Origin of the sequence: Brevundimonas sp. (assembly GCF_046295075.1) — a bacterium.
Taxonomy (GTDB): Bacteria; Pseudomonadota; Alphaproteobacteria; order Caulobacterales; family Caulobacteraceae; genus Brevundimonas.
Genome location: NZ_JBKBOC010000018.1, coordinates 1 through 15,053, shown reverse-complemented (window position 1 = coordinate 15,053; position 15,053 = coordinate 1). Strand labels below are relative to the sequence as shown.

The window sequence follows — 15,053 nt, the reverse complement described above, 5'->3', positions numbered from 1 at the left end:
GCAAAGGCTGGGAAACCCTAGGGTTCGAGTTCGATATCCCAGTAGAGGTAGTCGAGCCAGCTCTGGTGCAGGTAATGCGGCGGGAAGCGACGGCCGGCGTCCTGAAGCTGCCAGGCGTTGGGGCGATAGGGTTCGCGGCGGATCGGCATCATGGCCTGGCGCGGAGTGCGGCCGCCCTTGGCCAGATTGCACGGGCTGCAGGCGGCGACGATGTTCTCCCAGGTCGTGCGGCCGCCGTGCGAGCGGGGGATGACGTGGTCGAAGGTCAGATCCTTCGATTCCCCGCAGTACTGACAGGCGAAACCGTCGCGCAGGAAGACGTTGAAACGGGTGAAGGCGGGGTTGCGGTCCTGGTCCACATAGCTGCGCAGCGCGATCACGCTGGGAAGCTGCATCTCCATCGAGGGGGAGCGGACGACCTTGTCATACAGGGACACCACGTCCACGCGGTCCTGATAGACCGCCTTGACCGCCTCCTCCCACGGCCAGAGCGACAGCGGATAGTAGGACAACGGCCGGAAGTCGGCGTTCAGCACCAACGCGGGAAAACCGGAGGGCGGTCGATGGAGAACCTGCATCAGGCCCTCCCGCGCGGACGGGGGGATATTGAGGCGACAGAGGTGAGGACACGTCTCCTTCCCTAGTCGTGCAGCAATAGCCTACCCGTGATTCCCGCTCATCGCCATGACCAGAGTGCAGCGTTTTCGTGACGCAGCCTCAGAAAATCTCGACAAGTTCGAACCGCTCGCAAACGACCTTCATGCCCGGCGCCCACGTGCCCTCTCGGCGGTAATAGGCCTCGTGCGCGTCGCGCCACCATGCGTAGCTCAGGTCACCCTCCCCCTCGGCGCGGGCGAAGTCCTCGCCGACATCTTCGAAGGGCATGATCTCGACCTCGGTCGTGCGGATGGCGCAGCGGGGCCTGCCCGCGCCGTCCAGGATCACGCTGACCTCGCCGACGGTCGGCATGATGTCGGCCTCGCACGCCGCCAGAGACGAACAGGTGGCCCGCTTGCCGCCCGCCAACACCAGGGCCAGCAGTTCGTCGGCCAGTTCCGGGCTGTCGCCGAACGGCCAGCGCGGGGCGTCGGTATAGGCGGCGGGGATTTCGCTCATGACCTAGGCCCGGCTGGCGTGGGTGGGGAAACCCGGCAGGGTCCACCCCCATCGCAGGGCGCAGGCCCGCAAAAGGAAACCACACAAGGCCGCGACGATGGCGGCCGGCCAGATCGGCATGCCGGGCGCCCGCAGCGCAATATAGACCGTCGCCGCCAATATGGCCGCCGTGACGTTGATCTCTCGCCGCAGCAGGATCGACGGCTGACCCGCCAGGGTGTCGCGCACCACCCCGCCGAAACAGGCCGTCAGCGTGCCCATGACGATACAGATCAGGGCCGGCGCGCCCGCCGCCTCGGCCTTGGCCGCCCCCATGACGCCGTAAGCCGCAAGGCCGATCGCATCCAGCCACAGCAGGGCGCGGAACCGCCAGTCGCGCTGACCCACCAGCCACAAGGCCGTCGAGGCGAACAGGCAGACCGCCAGATAGCGCCAGTCCTGAACCCAGAAGACCGGCAAGCCCAGCAGCAGGTCGCGCAGGGTGCCGCCGCCCACGCCGGTGATGGCGCCGAAGAAGGCGAAGGTGACCACGTCATGCTTCTCGCGCGCGGCGGCCAGGGCGCCGGTCGCGGCGAAGACGGCGACCCCGGCGAAGTCCAGCGCCGACAGCACGGTCTGGGCATTGCGCAGGGGTTCGGTCAGGACGGGATCGAGCGGGGTCATTGCGGGGCCTCCAGAACGATCTCGCCGCGTTTCACGCCGGTGTACCAGGCCCACAACAGATGGGTCGCCACGGCGCGATAGGGCCGCCAGACCTCGGCGCGGGCATAGGCGGCCTTCTGGTCCGGCCGCACCTCGGCGCCGTCGGCCCAGCGGATCGCCTCCTGCAGCGCCACGTCGCCGCCGGGAAACACGTCCAGCCGCCCTTCGCACATCAGCAGATAGGCCTCGGCCGTCCACAGCCCCACGCCCTTCAGCGCCGTCAGGGCGGCGATGGCCGCTTCGTCGTCCAGACTGGCCAGATGCTCCAGATCGATCTCGCCGGCGATCTGGGCGCGCGCGATGCCCTGGCCATAGGTCGCCTTCTGCCGCGACAGGCCCATGCCGCGCAGCTGATCCAGATCGTGCGCCAGCAGCAGTTCGGGCGTGATCCCGCCCATTCCCTCGCGCAGTCGCGCCCAGACCGAGGCGGCCGAGGCCACCGAAACCTGCTGCTCCACGATCATGCGAAACAGCCCTTCGAACCCGCCGACCCGCAGCCGCCATTCGAAGGCCGGCGTCTGCGCATGCACTCGCGCCATGGCCGGATCGGCGGCGACCAGCGCCTCGCGCGCGGCGGCGATGTCCTGGGGCGTGGGTTGAAGCGGCATGGCCTACCTATGACCTGCTCAGGCGCTCAAGGAAATGGAGGCGCTGGCGGATTTCGGCTGGCGACAGCGCGATGTAATAACTATTATTGGTCGGTCGATTGAGGATGCCGTCATGACCATGACCGTCGAACTGGGTGCGCTGGAACAGGTGGTGGACCGTCTGGTCCGCGACGGCCGATACGGCTCCAAGAGCGAGGTGCTGCGTACCGGCGTGCGGTTGGTGCAGGAGCATGAGGCGCGACTGGCGGCCCTGCTAGGCAAGCTTGAAGAGGGAATAAAGGCGGCTGACGAAGGGCGTGTCCGGCCTCTCGAAGACGTTCGCGCCGAGATGCTGGCGCGGTTTGGAACGGCCTCCGACGAATGAGGGTCGTCGTTACGGAGCCCGCTCAGGACGACCTTCGCGAGATCGGGGAGTATGTTCGTCAAGATAGTCCCGCCGCCGCTTCACGGCTGGTCGAACGCCTGCTGACCGCGTGCAGCAAACTGGCGCTTCATCCCAACCGCTACCCCTCGGCTGTTGGGCTCGACCTGAGAAGGCGGCCTCATGGTTCATATCTGATCTTCTATCGCGTCGGCTCCGTCATAGAGGTCGTCCGCATCCTTCATGCGGCGCGTGACTGGACGCATCTGCTGACGACGGACGAAGACTGAGCCGTGTTCACGACCCGCTTCGCCCCCTCGCCCACCGGCCGCCTGCACAGGGGCCATGCGTTCTCGGCCCTGAACGCCTGGTCGGCGGCGAAGGCGGCGGGCAGGCGGTTCGTGCTGCGGATCGAGGATATCGATCCGACGCGGTGCAGGCCGGACTACGAGGCGGCGATACTGGACGATTTGGCCTGGCTGGGTCTGGACTGGGAGACGCCGGTGCGGCGCCAGTCCGATCATCTGGACGACTACGCTGCCGTGATCGAAGGCTTGAGGGCGCGCGGGCTGCTTTATCGGTGTTTCCGTACGCGCAAGGAGATCCTGAACGGCATCGGCGATGCGCCGCATGGGGCGATGGAGACGGTGCGGCCCGGCCCCCATCCGGCGCGGGAAGAGGCGCGGCTGCTGGCCTCGGGCGCGCCCTTCGCCTGGCGGCTGTCGCTGGATCGGGCCCGCGAGGCGCTGGGCGATGCGGTCTGGACCGGCCTGGGCTTCGTCGAGGAGGGCGAGGGTCCGAATGGCGAAACCGGCCTCATCGCCGTCGATCCCGAGGCGGCGGGAGACGTGGTGCTGGCGCGCAAGGATACGGGCGTCGCCTATCATCTGGCGGTCACCCACGACGACGCGCTGCAGGGCGTGAGCCATGTGATCCGGGGGCAGGACCTGTTCGAGGCAACCCATGTGCAGCGGCTGATCCAGACGCTGGTGGGCTGGCCCGCGCCCGTCTATCGCCATCACCGGCTGCTGACGGGACCGGACGGGCGGCGCTACGCCAAACGGGATCGCTCGGTCACCCTGGCCGAACTGCGGGCGGGCGGATTGACGTCGCAAGCCCTCCGCGCCGAACTGGGCTTCAGCTTCGGCGGCTGAAGATGCGCGAGGCGCCGTAGCCGGTCAGGGCGGCCAGCACGACGCACAACACGCCGTAAAGCCACGGCCGACGATGGGCGAACTCGTAGATGTCGCGCTCTAGGCCCACCTTCTCGACCGTCAGCGTCAGGTTCGACACCGATTGCGGCTCGCCGTTCTGGAACAGCCAGACCTCGGCGTAGTATTTGCCGGTCGGGGCGACGGTGGGCAGTTCGACCTCGGCGCGGAACAGACCCCGATCGACGAACTCGACCCCTTGGGAATCCGTATCGTAGAGGGCGGCGGCCTCCTTCAGACGGATCACGGCGCGGCGCCAGTCCAGATAGTCGTCGCCCAGCCGGCTGACGACCACGTCGCGCACGCCGTAGCGGGTGACGGTGCGGCTTTCCTCCGGCGCGTCGATGCGCAGGTGATCGACCCCGACCCCGAGGCGACGCAACTGGCCGAAGTCGGCGATGTCGCTGAGCGGGCGGGTCGAGGCGGTCATGTAGAAGCCGGGCGCCCCCTCGAACAGCACAGGCCGGCTGTTCAGCCAGACGCCCGAGGTGCGGGTCTTCTTGACCAGGCGGATCGGCGCGTCGGGCCCCCGCACCACCACGACGACATCGGCCGGTTCGGCCGTCGGATTGAACACCGCGCCGTAGAGGACGATGGACGCGCCCGTGAAACTGGAATCGACCCGGACCTGGGCGTCGGTCAGGGCGGCGGCGACGCGCAGTTCGCCCGTCGTCGCCTCCGACCGATCCGGAGCCGGCGCCGTTATGGCGGGTGGTGGAGGGGGAAGCGCCTGCATCAGTCCGCGATCCCTGGGGCGATCATGAAGATGTCGTTGGGGCGCACGAACAGGTCCAGTCCCATCTGGATCCCGACCAGCAGAACGATCAGCCCCAGCGCCGCCCGCAGCTCTTCGGCGCGGAACCGACCGGCGAACCGCGCGCCAATCTGGGCCCCAACCACGCCGCCCAGCAGCAGGATGGTGGACAGGACGATGTCGACCGTCTGGTTGCGCCCGGCCTGGAGGATGGTGGTGATGGCGGTGGTGATGATGATCTGAAACAGGCTGGTGCCCACGACTGCCCCCGCCCGCATCCGCAGGATATACAGCATGGCCGGCACCAGGATGAAGCCGCCGCCCACCCCCATGATGGCCGACAGGACCCCCGCGAAAACGCCCAGGCCGAACGGCGGCAGGGCGCTGATGTACAGGCCCGACTTGGGGAATTTCATCTTCAGCGGCAGGCCGTACAGCCACATCGGCCGCCGACGCTGCTTGTGCGGCGCGGGCAGGCCCCGACGACGGCGCAGGATCTCGGTCAGGCTCTCGTTCAGCATCAGCACACCGATGGCGCCCAGGAAGACGAGATAGGAGACGGCGACGACCAGGTCGGCCTGGCCCAGCAGGCGCAGGTATCGAAACAGCTCGACCCCCGCCAGGGCGCCGACCGCGCCGCCGGCCGCCATCACCGACCCCATCTTGAAATCGACCGCGCCGGCGCCCGCATAGCGGATGACGCCGGAGGTCGAGGAGGCGACGACGTGGCTGGCTTGGCTGGCGACGGCGACGGTTGGGGGGATGCCCAGGAAGACCAGGATCGGGGCCATCAGGAAGCCGCCGCCGATGCCGAACAGGCCGGACACGAACCCGACCACCGCCCCCAGGATCACCAGGGTCGGCCAGTTCACCGAAACCTCGGCGATCGGCAGATAGATGTCCAAAGGACGCGCCTTCGGCTGGAGCGGTTAAAGGATCGCCGTCAGGCGGCAGCGAGGGTCGTCAACGAACGGGCGACCGATAGCCGCCCGGCGCGTGTGAATCTACCCCGTCGCCTGCGACGCGGGTTGAGACTGGGCCACGAAGGCGTCTGCGGCGGTGCGGGCGGCGCGCTGGGCGGTGGCGCTGGCCGTCGGACGCAGGCGCGTCACGGCGGCCTGGGCCTCGGAGTCGCCGCCGCGCGCGGCGATCATGTACCACTTCAAGGCTTCGGTCGGATTCTTGGCCACGCCGTCGGCGCCGGTCTCGTAGATGCGCGCGACATTGTACTGGCTGTCCGGCAGACCGCGCTCGGCGGCGTTGAGCAGCCAGGTCAGGGCCTCGGCCTGATTGGTCGCGCCGCCGTCGCCTTCATAGAGTTGCATCCCGTAGAGATGCATTCCGCGCGGATCGCCGCCTTCGGCCGCGCGACGGCCCCACTGACGGCTCAGCGCCGGATCGGCGGGCACGCCGTTGGCGCCGTCCAGATACAGCTGACCCAGATAGGTCTGGGCCGGGGCGTAGCCCAGGTTGGCGGCGCGCTTCATGGCGTCCAGACCGGAGTTGTCGCCAGCCTCCAGCTTGCCGATGGCGGCTTCATAATCCGCCGCGCCGGGACCGGCGAGGTCGAAAGTCGGGCGCACGCCGGTCGGAGTCACGGCCGAGGCGGCCAGAGGCATGGCGGGGCCAGCGGCAGGGGCCCCGCCGAAGTTCGGCAGGTCGAAGTCCGGCGCGCCGCCGTCGGTCAGGGACAGATAGCCATAGACGCCTCCGGTCAGGGCGACCGCCGTGACCGAAGCCAGGAAGGTCTTCTTGACGGTCGAGCCGTCCTTGGCCGCCTGCCTGTCCAGCCGCTCCTGCAGCTTGGACTTGCCGCCCCGCTTGAGGCCGAAGCCCGAACGCGGCGCCGGTTCCGGCTCGGGCGGCGCGGTGATGGCGGCGCGGGCGGCGTCGATGGTGCTGCGGGTAGCCGAGGCGCGACCGGCGGCGGCCGCAGCGCCCATCGTGGCGCGAAGCTGGCGCGGATCGACGAACTCGGTCTCGCCGCCGAAATCGTCGTCGTCGGCGTCCAGAACGGGGGCGGCGCGCTTCTCGGCTGCGGCGGTCGAGAAGCCGGGCGACGTCGCTTCCAGCGCGTCCTCGACATCGGCCCCGCCGAAACCGCTGAAGGGCTGGATGATGGGTTCGACGCCGTCGGGATCGACCTGGTGCGACGGCGTCTCGTCCGCCTCGGCAGCGACCGGCTCGGGTTCCGGCTCGGCGAAGGCGGTCGACGGGAACGGCGCGGCTGCGGCGACTTCGGGCGTGACCGGATCGCTGGACCAGGCGTCCTGGTCGGTGAAGGTCTCGTCGGGGAAGGCGGCCGCGCGCCAGTCGCCATCGACCGAGGCCGACTGGATCGGCGCAGGGGCGGCGCGTTCAGGAACAGCGCGCGACGGGGTCCAAGACGACTCGTTGTCCAGCGGCTTGTCGCGGATGGCCGAAGGCGTTCGCGTCTCGATGCTCTCGCGCGCCTCGGCCAGCAGACGGGCGGTGCGCTCCTCGCTCATCCGCATCCGCTCGGCCAGTTCGCCCGAGGCGCGGTCGTAGCGTTGCTCGATCTTGTCCGAGCTTTCCGACAGGCGACGGCCGATGTCTTCCAGCGCCTGCTGCGAGCGGCGCTCCGACTGGGCGATGCGGTCGCTCAGCTGGTCCGAGATGCGGGTGATCTCGCCGCCCAGCTTTTCCAGCGCAATGGCGTGGCGATCGTCGCTGGCGGTCAGGCGTTGATCGACGCGATCGACGTGACGCGCGAACTCCTGATCCAGACGACCGGCGCGACGTGCGACCTCTGTCTCGATGGTCTGGCCGACAGCCTCAGTCACGGCGCGGGCGACGGCGTCGGTGCGACCCTCGCTGTCGGTTTCGACCTTCTGGACGCGGGCGTTCAGGTTGCGGGCGATGCGCAGGACTTCGCGACCCATGGCCTCAAGGCCCACGGCGCCCTTTTGCTCGGACGTCTTGATCTGGTCGCCGACGGCCTGGACCGCGCGTTCGATCCGGTCGATGCGCGCGCCGGTTTCGGCGGCGTCGAGACGCTGCATCATTTCGGCGCGATTGTTCTCGATCTGGCGCGAAAGGCTTTCGGCCAGTTTCTCGAAGCGTGCGAGATCGCGCGCGCTTTCCGGTTCAACCCGGCTCTCGGCCGACCGCATCCGCTGATCCAGCTCGGCGAACGAGCGTTCCAGCGTCTTCAGCGCTTCGGTGGTGCGGTTCTGGGCCTCGTCCAGACGCGCGCCGACCTGGGCCAGCATTTCCGTGCCGACGCCGGGGCCGGCGGCCTTTTCGACCGCCTCCATCCGCTCGCGCAGATCGTTGACGCCCACACGCTGGCGTTCCTCGATGTCGTACAGACGGCCGGTCAGGGCGCCCAGCGAGGCCTCGACCTTGCCGAACGCTTCTTGAGTCAGCGGGCCGGTGTCGCGTTCGAAGGCGCGAAGGCGGCGATGGCCCTCGCGCAGTTCCTCGGCGATGTCGTCGATACGGCGCGCGGCGCCCTGGGCCTCGACTTCCTGGCCGTCGAGCCGGCGCATCAAGCCGGAAACCGCCTGGTCCACGCCCTGAATGGCGACGGTCGAGCGGCGTTCGGCGGCTTCCAGCCGCGCGGCGATCGCATCGATGGAGGCGCTGATCCGATGCCCGTTGTCTTCGGCGACATCATAGGCGTCGTCGAGACGGCGGCTGCGGTTGCGGCGTTCGTATTCGGACGTTTGGGAGCGACGCGGCAGGGTGGCGTAACCCTCCTCCTCGTCCTCCATGATCATGGAGTTGAGCCATTCGCCCAGCGTCATGCCGGATCGACGCGCAAGGTCCTTTGCGACCTCGCGGGCCTTGGGATCGATTCCCTTAACGCTCCAAGGCGCTGCAGCGCTCACTGATTCGGCTCCCGACCCATACGACGCAGGCTATACCGTCAATATCGAGGGTGTAAACTGATGGTTAACCGCAATATCTAGCGGCGGTCTCCCAATCCTGTGGACACCCCTCCAGACGCCGGGATTAGTGAATCATCTCGGTTAACGCGATGTGAAGATTAACCTCCCGGCAAGGGTTGGCTTGCCAAGCGGCGCGGGCTTCGCCACGTGCGGCGCATGAGCTTGACGACAACCCTCATTTTCCTGGCCTTGGCCCTGGCCGTCATGGTCTTCACCGGCTGGCGCGGGGCGCGTCCGCCCGATCCCCTCAAGGGGCCGCGCATGATGCCGTGGCGGTTTCTGATGGTCGGGTCTGCAGCCATCGCCATGCTGCTGCTGATCCATCTGGCGACCCTGTTCGGCGCCGAACGCGCGCCGTGGATTCCCGGAGCTTAGCTTTAGGAACCCGAACCCGGCCGGTCTGTTGATCCAGCAGCTCACTCAAGGAGATGCTGCATGACCGACAAGCTGACCGCCGCCGAGGCGGAAAAGGAATTCTGGAAGAGCCTGAAAGAGTCCAACACCGGGATGCTGGGCCTCGACAAGCCCGGCTATCACCATCAGCCCATGACCGGCTATGGCGAGGACGAGACCGGAACCATCTGGTTCTTCACCCGCGACGACACCGACTTCGCCCGTGACGTCGCCGGCGGCGGGCAGGACGGCATGTTCTGTTACCAGGCCAAGGACGGCAAGGTTCAGGCCTGCATCCACGGCCGCCTGGCCATCGACCAGGACCGCACCCGGATCGACAAATACTGGAACCCCGTCGTCGCCGCCTGGTATCCGGACGGCAAGGACGACCCGCACCTGACCCTGGTCCGTTTCGACGCCAACGACGGCCGCGTCTGGGTGTCCGACAAGGGCGCGCTGGGCTTCGGCTACGAAGTCCTCAAGGCCAACCTGACCAAGTCGACGCCCGACGTCGGCGGCGTGTCGGACGTGAAGCTGTAGGCGACCGACGCCATTCAGTCAGAAAGGGCGGACCTGATCGGGTCCGCCCTTTTTCTCGTTCAGCCCGCGAAGCACCAGGCCAGGACGGCCTTCTGGGCGTGGATGCGGTTTTCGGCCTCGTCCCAGACCAGGGAGCGTGGTCCGTCGATGACGGCGTCGGTGACTTCCTCGCCGCGGTGGGCGGGCAGGCAGTGCAGGAAGACGGCGTCGGGATCGGCCAGGGCCATCAGGGCCTCGTCCACCGAATAGGATTCGAAGGCCGCCAGACGCGCCTCGTAATCCTGATCGCCCATCGAGACCCAGGTGTCGGTGACGACCACATCGGCGCCCTTGACCGCCTCGCCCGGGTCGCTGGTCAGGGTGACGGCGTTCGCGCCCTTGGCCAGGTCGCGCAGGTCGGGATGATATTCCGCCGGGCAGGCGACGTTCAGGTGGAAGCCGAACTTGGGCGCCGCATGCATGAAGCTGTGGCAGACGTTGTTGCCGTCGCCGATCCAGGCGATCGTCTTGCCGGCGATGGGGCCGGAATGTTCCTCGATCGTCTGCAGATCGGCCAGGATCTGGCACGGGTGGCTGCGGTCGGTCAGGCCGTTGATCACCGGCACGGTCGAGACGCGGGCGAACCGCTCGACATCCTCGTGGTCATTGGCGCGGATCATCACCGCATCGACCATGCGCGACAGGACGCGGGCCGTATCCTCAACCGGCTCGCCGCGCCCCAGCTGCATGTCGGCGGCGGTGGCGATGATCGACGACCCGCCCAGCTGGCGAATGGCGGCGTCGAAGCTGAAGCGGGTGCGGGTCGAGTTCTTCTCGAAGATCATCGCCAGGACGCGTTCCTTACCCGGCGCGTCGGCGTCGGGACGCCCTTGGGGCCAGCCCTTGCGAGCGGCCTTGCGGGCGTGGGCGTCGTCCAGAATGGCGCGCAGGTCGGCCGCTTCTAGCCGATGGATGTCGAGGAAGTGGCGGGTCATAGGTGATCCGGTCGAGGCGAAAGGAGTTTCATCACAAAGAGCACAACGATGTCACGACGAACACGGCGCAAGGCGGCCGGCGAGATCATAAAACCAGACGGCGAAAGCCGTCCTTTAGTCTGGGCGTATTAAAGTTGATCAGATAGCCCAATCGAACCTGAGAGAACCTCAGATAGGTGAGGATCTGAGCGGTATGGATCGACGCCAGGGCGTCGATCGCTTTCACCTCGACGATCACCTGACGTTCCACGAGCAGATCGAGGCGGAAGCCGACATCCAATCGGTCCTCGCGGTAATGGACGGGGATGGCGACCTGCCGTTCAACGGCAAGGCCGGCGCGGGTCAGATCGCTGGCGAGGCAATGCTCGTAAACCGACTCCAGCAAACCGGGTCCGAGTTCCCGATGCACGGCGAAGGCCGCGTCCATGACGGCGCGGCCGACCTGGTTCACTTCCGGTGAAACAGGCTCCCTCCCGTCGTGGCCGTGGTGCATTCGCCGTGCCCGTTGTGATGAACCCGATCACGCCGCCAGCTTCTCTCGCGCGACTTCGCAGGCGCCCTCGAACCGGGCGATGGCCTCGCGGGCCTCATCCAGCGTCAGGTTCAGCGGCGGCAACAGGCGCACGCAGTTGTCGCCGCCGCCGGCGATCAGCAGCTTTTGCGTATCGCGCGCCAGGGCCATGAACTCGCGATTGTTGGGCACCAGTTTGATCCCGATCAGCAGTCCCTTGCCGCGCACGTCGGCGATCACGTCGGGGAACCGTTCCTGCAGGCCCACGAACTGCTGCTTCAGATAGCCGGCGATCTCGTTGACGTTGTTCAGGATCTCGGGGCTGTTGATCAGGCTTAGCGCCTTTTGCCCCACGGCCATGGCCAGGGGGTTGCCGCCGAAGGTCGAGCCGTGGACGCCCACCGTCATGCCCGAGGCCGCCTTGGCCGAGGCCAGGCAGGCGCCGATGGGGAAGCCGCCGCCCAGGGCCTTGGCCACCGCCATGATATCGGGTGCCATGCCGGCCCATTCGTGGGCCCACAGCTTGCCGGTCCGGCCCATGCCGCACTGGACCTCGTCGAAGATGATCAGGACGCCGTGCTCGTCGCACAGCTCGCGCAGGCCGCGCAGGCACTGATCCGGCATGGCGCGGCAGCCGCCCTCGCCCTGGACCGGCTCGACGATGATGGCGGCGGTCGTGGGGTTGGCGATGGCGGCCTTGATGGCCTCGTGGTCGCCCCACTTCAGCTGGTGGAAGCCCTGCATCGGCGGGCCGAAGCCCTCGGTGTAGCTGGGGTTGGCGGCGGCGTTGATGGCGCCATAGGTCCGGCCGTGGAACGAGCCGTCGAAGCCGTAGATGTCGATCCGCTCGGGCGCGCCGTTGGCGGAGTGATATCTGCGTGCGGTCTTCAGCGCGCACTCGACGGCTTCCGTGCCCGAGTTGGTGAAGAAGACCACGTCGGCGAAGCTCGACTCGCACAGGGCGTCAGCCAGGGCTTCCTGGCCCGGAATGCGGAAGATGTTGGACACGTGCCACAGCTTCTCGGCCTGATCCTTGACCGCCTGGACCAGTTCGGGGTGGGCATGGCCCAGGCCGTTGGTCGAGATGCCGGCGACGCAGTCGAGATATTCGGTCCCGTCGGTCGCCCACAGACGCGCGCCTCGGCCGCGTTCCACTTCCAGCGGCGCGCGATTGTAGACACCCATCAGATGTTCAGTGGACACGGACCAAGACCTCCAAAAGCGATACGGCCCCGCCGCGAGAGCGACGGAGCCGGATTGATACGGACAGGCGTTGTCGGATTAGTGACGGTGTTAGTCAACACCGGCGCCGAGCACGCCCTTCGCCCGCACATCGGCGACGATGGCGCGAACGGCGGCGATCTGGTCCGCATCCAGCACCCGCAGCGGCAGGATGAAGTTGCTGTTCGGCGTCAAGGCGAAGATCCAGCGATCCTTCTCCTCGACCGCCGCCGCGACCAGGGTCCAGCCCACCCGGCTTTCCAGCCCCTCGGCGGAGACGACGAAACCGTCTGCGGACAGACGCCAGGTCACCGGCCGTTGCGAGATCGGCGCGGCGCGGGACACGGCCATGACCCGGCGATGGGCCAGCATGCTGAGGCCGACGAAGCCATAGAGGCCCGCGAGTTGCAGCCCGACCACCCAGGCGACCGGTCCATAGGGGTCGAAGGCCGCCACCAGGATGGTCGCCATCATGAACAGGCCCAGCCACAGTATCGGCCGGGTCGTCCAGCGACGAATGGTCGGCCAGGCCTTGATGGCGGCGCGGCCTTCCTTCGGCGTCGGCTGAACGCCGAAAACTTCGACGACCATGCTCACTGGCCGCTGGGGACCGGCGCCGGGGCGGCAGGGGCGGTCTCGGCGGCGACGGCGTCATCCTTGGCCTGGATTTCGACCAGCCGCTTGTCCAGGGCCAGACCCAGGTCGGCGATGAACAGGCCGAAACGGGCGACATCGACGCCCTTCAGATACGACAGCCTGTCCTCGGTCGAATGGATGCGCTGGAAGACGGGCGGCACGAAGCCTTCCTTCAGGCCGTTGTTCTCGCCGCCGTTGAACGCCAGCCACATCTGGTGGGCGCCCACCGCGTCCTGGGTTCCCATGGACACCACCGGCACGCCGGCCGCCGAGAAGGCGCGGTCGTCGCTGGGCGGATAGACCGGATAGGGCATGCAGTCGAAGCCGCGCTCGGCGCACAGGCTGCGCAGGGTCTCCAGCACGAAGTCTGACTGGTCGCCGTTGTTCTCGCCATACATAATCGTCTGGCCGTAGGCGGCGACGTCGGCGTTGATGACGGCGGCGATCCTGTCCTTGCCGTGCTTTTCCAGGAAAGCCTTGGCGCCTAGCAGGCCCAGCTCTTCCTGGTCGGTGAAGACGAAGACGAAACGGTGGGCGACCGGCTGGCCCTCCAAGCCCATCTCCAGCGTCTTGGCCGCCTCCATCATCGCCATGACCGAGCCGACATTGTCGACGATGCCTTGCGACAGGGTGCCGTCGCGCAGCTTCACCGCGTCATAGTGGGCGGTCAGGACGATGTCCTTGGCGCCCTCGCCGACCGTGACGACGACGTTCGCGCCTTCCATCGGGCCGGTAGCCTGGTTGCCGCCGGCGAAGACCTGGATCTCGGGCGTGAAGCCCAACGTGGTCAGCATGCCGACCAGGACCTGCGTCCGTTCGGCATTGGTGGGCTTGATGAACTGGGCGGCGCCGGCGCCGATGTCGGGGCGGTCCCCGGCTTGAGGCGTCGCCTCCTGAGCGAAGGCGGGAACAGCGGCGAACAGCGCCGTGGCGGCGACGAGCGAACGGAACAGCATGGCGGACCTCTCGGGGGGAGCGATCCGCAACAGGTAGCGATCTAGCTCTTGAGACGCCACCCCGAGCGGAACACCAGCCAGCAGACGACGCCCATGACGACCATCAGCACGGCCGAACCGACGACCCCGACCGTCAGATTGCTCTCGGCATGGCCGATGAAGCCGTAACGGAAGCCGTCGATCAGATAGAAGAAGGGGTTGTAGCGGCTGAGCGAGCGGAAGGGTTCAGGCAGGTTCTCGACCAGATAGAAGGTGCCCGACAGGAAGGTCATGGGCATGACGATGAAGTTCTGGACCGCCGACAGGTGGTCGAACTTCTCGCTCCACAGCCCCGCCAGAACGCCAGTCATGCCCATGACGAAACAGGCGGCCAGGGCGAACCAGACGATGGCGAAGATATTGGCGATGCCGAGCGGCGCGAACGGCAGGACGCAGATCGCCGTCACCAGACCGACCGCCAGGCCCCGCGTCGCGGCGCCCAGGGTGAAGCCCAGCGTCAGCTCCAGCGGGCTGAGCGGCGGCGTCAGGAAATCGGTCGCCGTGCCCATGATCTTGGCCTGGATCAGGCTGGACGAGGCGTTGGCGAAGGCGTTGTTCAACATGGCCATCATGATCAGGCCGGGCGCGACGAACAACGCAAACGGCGTGCCGTGCAGCGGCGGCCGCGCGTTCTGAAGCGCCACGACGAACACCAGCATATAGAGCAGCGTCGTCACCACCGGCGCCGCCACCGTCTGGGCGCCGACCTTCCAGAAGCGCCGCACCTCGCGCAGATACAGCGTCTGCACCCCGATCCAGTTGACCCCCGGATAGCGACGCGGCTGCGGCAAACCGGCGGGGCGGGTGGAGATCAGGTCGGTGGTCTCGGTCATGGCCCGCCAGATGCGCTCGACCGTGGCGGTTCGCAAGGGATCACCCCCGATCCGCCAGAAAACGACCTTCCCGCCTTAACCTTAACGATGATTCAATATCTGGTTTCTGTGGACGGTTGATTCGCACATCTTGCGTCTCTTAACGGCTGGTTTACGATTAGTTGTAGGTCAAGACCCCGGAGGGGGAGCCTGGACCTAGATATTGAATCCAAACTCGCTGGAGGGTGGCATGACCGCAGGCTGGACCGACGACCGCGTAGGCGCGCTGAAGAAGCTCTGGCTTG

General features: G+C 67.5%; 18 protein-coding genes. 5 read left to right on the top strand and 13 right to left on the bottom strand.

The window, feature by feature from the left end:
- Nucleotides 1-17: 17 nt before the first annotated feature.
- From ACK4MH_RS13070 to ACK4MH_RS13055, 4 genes are all read right to left on the bottom strand, one after another.
- Nucleotides 18-578, bottom strand: a complete 561-nt coding sequence (locus tag ACK4MH_RS13070) for an HNH endonuclease (protein WP_159848721.1) — start codon at nt 576-578, stop codon at nt 18-20.
- A 139-nt stretch (nt 579-717) separates the two neighbouring features.
- Entirely contained in the window at nt 718-1,116 is a 399-nt protein-coding gene (locus tag ACK4MH_RS13065) for an ASCH domain-containing protein (RefSeq protein WP_409719075.1), read from the bottom strand.
- 3 nt (nt 1,117-1,119) lie between these two features.
- The gene (locus ACK4MH_RS13060) at nt 1,120-1,779 is read right to left on the bottom strand and encodes a trimeric intracellular cation channel family protein (protein ID WP_409719073.1); all 660 of its coding nucleotides are present in this window, start codon (nt 1,777-1,779) and stop codon (nt 1,120-1,122) included.
- Complete coding sequence (locus ACK4MH_RS13055) at nt 1,776-2,426, bottom strand: DNA-3-methyladenine glycosylase family protein (RefSeq protein WP_409719071.1); 651 nt, start codon at nt 2,424-2,426, stop codon at nt 1,776-1,778. Before ACK4MH_RS13055 ends, ACK4MH_RS13060 begins: the two co-directional genes overlap by 4 nt.
- Before the next feature lie 112 nt (nt 2,427-2,538).
- Here ACK4MH_RS13055 and ACK4MH_RS13050 point away from each other — a divergent pair, with 112 nt between their 5' ends.
- Genes ACK4MH_RS13050 through gluQRS form a run of 3 tightly spaced genes read left to right on the top strand, consistent with a single transcriptional unit; the run spans nt 2,539 to nt 3,941 of the window.
- Entirely contained in the window at nt 2,539-2,790 is a 252-nt protein-coding gene (locus ACK4MH_RS13050; RefSeq protein ID WP_409719069.1) for a type II toxin-antitoxin system ParD family antitoxin, read from the top strand.
- Nucleotides 2,787-3,077 (top strand): type II toxin-antitoxin system RelE/ParE family toxin, encoded by a 291-nt coding sequence (locus tag ACK4MH_RS13045; protein ID WP_409719067.1) that lies wholly within the window; start codon nt 2,787-2,789, stop codon nt 3,075-3,077. Before ACK4MH_RS13050 ends, ACK4MH_RS13045 begins: the two co-directional genes overlap by 4 nt.
- A gap of 3 nt (nt 3,078-3,080) precedes the next feature.
- Entirely contained in the window at nt 3,081-3,941 is an 861-nt protein-coding gene (gene gluQRS / locus ACK4MH_RS13040; RefSeq protein ID WP_409719065.1) for a tRNA glutamyl-Q(34) synthetase GluQRS, read from the top strand.
- On the opposite strand, the gene ACK4MH_RS13035 is transcribed toward gluQRS, so the two are convergent.
- The 3 genes from ACK4MH_RS13035 to ACK4MH_RS13025 form a co-directional block, all read right to left on the bottom strand.
- Nucleotides 3,925-4,734 carry a TIGR02186 family protein gene (locus ACK4MH_RS13035; RefSeq protein WP_409719063.1) on the bottom strand — a complete coding sequence of 270 codons (810 nt, stop codon included), beginning with the start codon at nt 4,732-4,734 and terminating at the stop codon, nt 3,925-3,927. The genes gluQRS and ACK4MH_RS13035 overlap by 17 nt on opposite strands.
- Nucleotides 4,734-5,657 (bottom strand): sulfite exporter TauE/SafE family protein, encoded by a 924-nt coding sequence (locus tag ACK4MH_RS13030; protein ID WP_409719062.1) that lies wholly within the window; start codon nt 5,655-5,657, stop codon nt 4,734-4,736. Before ACK4MH_RS13030 ends, ACK4MH_RS13035 begins: the two co-directional genes overlap by 1 nt.
- Before the next feature lie 99 nt (nt 5,658-5,756).
- Complete coding sequence (locus ACK4MH_RS13025; RefSeq protein WP_409719060.1) at nt 5,757-8,606, bottom strand: hypothetical protein; 2,850 nt, start codon at nt 8,604-8,606, stop codon at nt 5,757-5,759.
- Nucleotides 8,607-8,822: 216 nt separating this feature from the next.
- Here ACK4MH_RS13025 and ACK4MH_RS13020 point away from each other — a divergent pair, with 216 nt between their 5' ends.
- Together ACK4MH_RS13020 and ACK4MH_RS13015 are read left to right on the top strand one after the other, a co-directional pair.
- Complete coding sequence (locus ACK4MH_RS13020; RefSeq protein WP_409719058.1) at nt 8,823-9,041, top strand: hypothetical protein; 219 nt, start codon at nt 8,823-8,825, stop codon at nt 9,039-9,041.
- A gap of 60 nt (nt 9,042-9,101) precedes the next feature.
- Nucleotides 9,102-9,599 (top strand): pyridoxamine 5'-phosphate oxidase family protein, encoded by a 498-nt coding sequence (locus tag ACK4MH_RS13015; RefSeq protein ID WP_135193906.1) that lies wholly within the window; start codon nt 9,102-9,104, stop codon nt 9,597-9,599.
- 59 nt (nt 9,600-9,658) lie between these two features.
- On the opposite strand, the gene argF is transcribed toward ACK4MH_RS13015, so the two are convergent.
- From argF to ACK4MH_RS12985, 6 genes are all read right to left on the bottom strand, one after another.
- Nucleotides 9,659-10,573, bottom strand: coding sequence for an ornithine carbamoyltransferase (argF, locus tag ACK4MH_RS13010; protein WP_409719056.1), 915 nt, complete (start codon nt 10,571-10,573; stop codon nt 9,659-9,661).
- 85 nt (nt 10,574-10,658) lie between these two features.
- Nucleotides 10,659-11,066 carry a GxxExxY protein gene (locus ACK4MH_RS13005; RefSeq protein WP_409719054.1) on the bottom strand — a complete coding sequence of 136 codons (408 nt, stop codon included), beginning with the start codon at nt 11,064-11,066 and terminating at the stop codon, nt 10,659-10,661.
- Nucleotides 11,067-11,093: 27 nt separating this feature from the next.
- Nucleotides 11,094-12,287 carry an aspartate aminotransferase family protein gene (locus ACK4MH_RS13000; RefSeq protein ID WP_409719052.1) on the bottom strand — a complete coding sequence of 398 codons (1,194 nt, stop codon included), beginning with the start codon at nt 12,285-12,287 and terminating at the stop codon, nt 11,094-11,096.
- Nucleotides 12,288-12,377: 90 nt separating this feature from the next.
- The gene (locus tag ACK4MH_RS12995) at nt 12,378-12,896 is read right to left on the bottom strand and encodes a YcxB family protein (protein WP_409719050.1); all 519 of its coding nucleotides are present in this window, start codon (nt 12,894-12,896) and stop codon (nt 12,378-12,380) included.
- Between the two features lie 2 nt (nt 12,897-12,898).
- Complete coding sequence (locus ACK4MH_RS12990; RefSeq protein ID WP_409719048.1) at nt 12,899-13,897, bottom strand: M28 family metallopeptidase; 999 nt, start codon at nt 13,895-13,897, stop codon at nt 12,899-12,901.
- 41 nt (nt 13,898-13,938) lie between these two features.
- Entirely contained in the window at nt 13,939-14,769 is an 831-nt protein-coding gene (locus ACK4MH_RS12985; protein WP_409719180.1) for an ABC transporter permease, read from the bottom strand.
- Nucleotides 14,770-15,053 lie beyond the last annotated feature (284 nt).